General features: G+C 38.3%; 4 protein-coding genes. All 4 read right to left on the bottom strand.

Annotated elements, in window-relative coordinates; genetic code table 11:
* Nucleotides 1-549: asparagine synthase-related protein (locus tag Q0605_RS07555; protein ID WP_298705697.1), on the bottom strand; the 549-nt coding region annotated here is incomplete at its 3' end.
* An 11-nt stretch (nt 550-560) separates the two neighbouring features.
* Nucleotides 561-1,373: an asparagine synthetase B gene (locus tag Q0605_RS07550; protein WP_298705694.1), complete on the bottom strand. Its 813-nt coding sequence runs from the start codon at nt 1,371-1,373 to the stop codon at nt 561-563.
* A 54-nt stretch (nt 1,374-1,427) separates the two neighbouring features.
* The gene (locus tag Q0605_RS07545) at nt 1,428-3,554 is read right to left on the bottom strand and encodes a bi-domain-containing oxidoreductase (RefSeq protein WP_298705691.1); all 2,127 of its coding nucleotides are present in this window, start codon (nt 3,552-3,554) and stop codon (nt 1,428-1,430) included.
* On the bottom strand, nt 3,535-4,325 hold a 791-nt coding region (locus tag Q0605_RS07540), incomplete at its 5' end, for a hypothetical protein (RefSeq protein ID WP_298705688.1). The genes Q0605_RS07545 and Q0605_RS07540, both read right to left, overlap by 20 nt.

Raw genomic sequence — 4,325 nt, 5'->3', positions numbered from 1 at the left:
ATATTCAACATTAAGAATTTTTCTTAAAAAACTATCAGGTAAATCATCTCTTATTTCAGACATATAATTATGTAGAATTCTGTATGAATTAAAAGACTTATCGCTCAACCAAAAACTTCTTTTTTCAAATTCGGTAAAGCCATGTATGTGGCGCCTAGAAATAATGTCATTATTATAGAAAATATCAAACTTTCTAGCAAATTTCTCTGACAGGCTTTTAAACATAAAATTTAAATTCTTAAAATGCTTCAAAATATTATATTCTTTATTTAATTTTTCATATATAGGATAACCGCCCATCTCATCACCACCCTCGCCGACGATCATAACTTTAAGACTATTGCTTTTACTAAGCTTTGATAGGAAATACAGCAATGCGGAATTTACATCCCCGGTAGGGCTATCTATTTGCTTAGTTATATATTCTTTCGCCAACACTTCAAAATCGTTGGCAGAAATAATGCTTTTAATAAATTTTACGCCAAGTTCTTTCGAAAATTTTTGCGCTATTTCTGATTCGTCATATACATCATCTGCGTCATAACTTATATTAATCGCATCTATCCGCCATCTTTACTTGAATAAAACAAATTTAAAGAGCTATCTATACCGCCGCTAAGCGCTATAGCTATATCGACGTCCGCTATATTTCTATATTTCATTGATTTTACAAGCAGATCTTCAGTTTTTTCGGTAGCCTGTAAAAAATTATCCGCATTGTCGACATTAATAAAATCTGCAATATTCCAATACTTTACTTTTTCTATTTTATTCTTTGTAATTTTTAAATAATGACCGCATTCTAATTTATAAATATTAGCAAAAAAAGTATCAGGAGCATTGGTAGTTAAAAATGTCAGATAATTATATATCGCCTCCTCATTAATACACTTCTCCACTATGCCTGCTTTAAAAAATGCATGAATTTCTGAAGAAAAATATAGAGCATTATTACTCATAGTAAAAAACAACGGCTTTTTACCCATCCTGTCTCTAATAAGAATAGTTTCCATTTTTACTTTATCGTATAAGGCAATAGCAAAAAAACCGTTAAAGTATTTTATACATTCTAACCCCCATTCTTTATAGGCATATAGAATAGTTTCGGTGTCAGAGTGATCCGTTTTAAAATTATATTTTGATTTTAATTTCTCTCTAATCTCTAAATGGTTATAAATTTCACCGTTAAAAATCAAAACTAAAGTATTTTCATCATCGGTCATCGGCTGATTAGCTGTAGTAGATAGATCTAGTATAGACAGTCTTCTGTGTCCAAATACAACATTCTCATCAGAGTAAAAACCTTCGCTGTCGGGCCCTCTATGTATTATTGCGCTTGACATATTTTTTATATCATCAATATCTTTCTGCATTATTCCTTTATAAGAGACCTTGCCGACTATTCCACACATTATTTTGATCCGAATTTACAATATAAAGCTTATTTCCGTCGTCTGTACCATGTCCCAAAGCTCTATCGGCCAGCTTTTGCCTTTTTTCAGAGTCTCAAATAACGCCTCGAGCTCTTCGGGCTGCCCCTTTTGGCTTACGCTCGTTGAAATTTCTTTCAGCCCCACTCCATATCCTTTTAGGCTTTTATAATCGTCCAAAACGATGCTCTTGCCGTCGAAGTGAACCTCCATAAATTCCTTGCTTAGCTCCTTGCTGCCGTTTGCGAAATACTCGATATTTGCCACCGAGCCGTCTTTGTATTTTAAGACGATGGATTTGTTATCCTCGGCGCTATATTTTTCATTACTCGGCGTGATAGCCTGCGAAAATACACTCTCTATCTCGCTTCCCGTTAGCGCCGTCATCAGATCTATTATGTGGCACGCTTCGCCCACCATTCTACCGCCGTTTTCATGCACCCAGTGATCCATCGGTATGTAGCCCGCGTTCATTCTATATCTAATTATCATAGGATTTATTCTAGCGTCCGTGTGCTTTTTTATCTCCTGCACGTAGGCGCTAAATCGCCTGTTAAATCCCACGAATAAAAGGGGCTTGTTGCCTCCCTCAGCGTAAAATTTCTTTATCTTTTCAAGCTCCTCTTTATTTGTCGCAAGCGGCTTTTCTACAAATACGTTTTTGCCCGCTTCAAGCGCCTTTAAAGTAAGCTCCGCATGGCTATCGTGCCTTGTGGAGATGATCACCAGATCAACGTTTTTATCGTTTAAAATATCGTCTAAATTTGAAGTAGCGTAGCTTGCTCCATATTGCTGCGCCACCGCCTTTGCTTTATGTCCGCTTCGGTTCATGATCGCGTAAATTTTATACTTATCTGTAAGCTTTGAGATATTAGGCAGGTGCATACCGGTGGCAAATCCGCCGACGCCGACGAATGCGACGTTTATCACATCCCTGTTTACTGGCGCGGAGCTTATAATGATTTTTTTATCGTGATTTAGATAGCTATCAAGCTCGGCTAAATTTGCCTCGCCGTAGTCAAGCAAAACCATGAGCGGCTTATTCTGCGAAGTCTGTAGCGACTCAAACGCCTCCGTTACCTGCTCGATAGGGTATTTTGCGTCTATGAGCTTATCCAGCTTTATCGAATTTTCATTTACCAGCCTTAGATACTCGCTCATATTTCGATTTTCAGTCCATCTTACGTAGCTAAACGGATAATCAAGCCCCTGCTCTTCGTAGCTCTTGTCGTAGCGACCGGGGCCATAGGATGTGGAGATGAGAAAATCAAGCTCCTTTTTATACATATCCTCTCTATTGATCTGCATGCCGGCTACGCCTACAAGTACTACTCTGCCCTTTTTCTTGCACATCTGAAAACTTTGCGATAGCGGCTCACTACTGCTCGTAGCAGCGGTAAATAGCACTCCGTCGGCGCCGTATCCGCCGCTCCAAGACGCAACGACGTCTAGCAAATCCTCTCTTGACGGATTTATAACGAGCTCGGCTCCGTATTCTTTAGCTATCTGCAAGCGCCTATCGTCAAAATCGCTGACAGCGACCCTCACGCCTGAAATTTTAAGCATCTGCACCGCAAGAAGCCCTAATATCCCAGCTCCCACGACTACGCAGGTCTCGCCCAGCCTTAGATCGATCCGCCTGACGCCCTGCATCGCTATGCCGCCGAGCGTCACGGTGCAAGCCCGTTCAAAGTCCATGTCCTGCGGCATTTTCATAACTAAATTTTTAGGCACGTCTACGTATTCTGCGTGGTTCGCAAGCCCCGCGCCGGCTGCGGCGACGCGCTCCCCGATCTCAAAATTTGAAACGCCCTCTCCGACCGCTATGACGACGCCGCTAAGCGAATAGCCGGTCGGACTTCCGCTATCAAGCTTGCCCTTTACCTTCGCATAGACGCTGGCTATGCCGTCGGATTTCACCATGTTCATGACTTTTTTTACGTTCTCCGGCTGCTCTAAAGCCCTTCTGATCAAGCTCTTTCCGCTATTTGATACGCCGCTTATCTCGGTGCCCGCCGATATGCAGCTATTTATTACTTTGATAAGAACGCATCCCTTTGAAACGCTTGGAGCCGGTATCTGCTCCGCCAAAACTTTGCCTTTTTTAACTATTGCTTGTATCATTTAAAAGCCTCTTTTCATTGATATAATTATCTATATAATAGATCGCAAAAATTACACTAAATGATATAAATCCTATTAGATAATTTATAGAAGGTATGACTAAAAATCCAAAAATCGAATTAAAGCCCAGTGCGCATAAGCACGGAATAAGAAATTCTTTTTTCTTTTTATTTAGTGAGGCACAAAAACAATAAAATCCGATATTTGAAAAAATCAAAAAATATAAAAGCATAACACCGAATTTTGCCCCAAAATTTTGTATCGCAATCATCTTATGTTCTTTAATAAATTTAAATGTTTCATTTTTTAATACCTCTTCATACTCTTTTGATAAATACCCAATACTAGGATCTATCGAATAAACCTTTTGCATAGCTACCTCGTCAAGATAATGCGGTATATATTCGTTATCCACATAACCTAAGCCTATATATACCGAATGCCAAAAAACGTGCTTATCATTTAAATTTGCATCCGCATTTAGCTCTATTAGTTTATTATTAATGCTATTTTCATATACCTTATAGGAAGTATAGCCGGCAAAAATACTTAATATTAAAAATGAAATATAGTAATATTTTATAGAGGATTTTAAATTAAAAAATAAATAAATCAGAACAAAAAGAACAGTCGGCACAAAAGAGTAAGAGCGTATAATATGCGATACCACTGAAAAACAAGCTAAGATAACCAACATAAAAAAAATATTTTTTTTGTTATTTTTATCAATCAAATATAAAAATAGCGGCACGAAAGACGACATAAAATAAA

This window comes from uncultured Campylobacter sp. (genome assembly GCF_938017705.1).
In the GTDB taxonomy this organism is placed as follows: domain Bacteria; phylum Campylobacterota; class Campylobacteria; order Campylobacterales; family Campylobacteraceae; genus Campylobacter_B.
Note: the sequence above shows the minus strand (reverse complement) of the source record. Positions and strands in the feature narration are given on the sequence as shown.

Coding starts and splice junctions, on each gene's coding strand:
- Q0605_RS07550 (WP_298705694.1), bottom strand. CDS start 1,373: ATGCAGAAAGATATTGATGATATAAAAAATATGTCAAGCGCAATAATA.
- Q0605_RS07545 (WP_298705691.1), bottom strand. CDS start 3,554: ATGATACAAGCAATAGTTAAAAAAGGCAAAGTTTTGGCGGAGCAGATA.